Genomic DNA, 454 nt, shown 5'->3' with positions numbered 1-454 from the left:
TCGGCGGCCTGTTGCTTGCCGCCGGTTTTGCCGATACGCTGCCGCCCCTACCTACGCTCGATGCCTACATTAAAGCAGCGTCGCCCGATTTCAACATCCTGCGCAAAATCGACATGCCCAAACACTGTCTGGTTTCCGACAATGACACCCATGTTCCGCCCGAACTGACTTTGGACATGGCGGCCAAACTCAAAAGCCCTGTTACTCATATTCCCGAAGGCGGCCATTTGATGGCTTCGGACGGCTTTACCCAACTGCCGCAGGCTTGGGAAGCACTGAAACCCATGTTGACCGAATAAACAAACAATATAATTCGGTTTTCAGACGGCCTCGTCTGTCTTTCCTCCCCATAACAGGCCGTCTGAACGACCATAAAAAAACAACCTGCCTTTTCAAGCAGGTTGTTTCTTTTTATGCCTTATTGACGGCAAATTTAATATTGCACCGTCCATTC

At 50.4% G+C, this 454-nt stretch carries 1 protein-coding gene; it reads left to right on the top strand.

The features are described from left to right. Nucleotides 1-299: alpha/beta hydrolase (locus ACTHUR_RS20550; RefSeq protein WP_440400649.1), on the top strand; the 299-nt coding region annotated here is incomplete at its 5' end. Between the last annotated feature and the right edge of the window lie 155 nt (nt 300-454).

It is taken from the genome of Neisseria sp. P0021.S007 (assembly GCF_051956855.1).
Note: the sequence above shows the minus strand (reverse complement) of the source record. Positions and strands in the feature narration are given on the sequence as shown.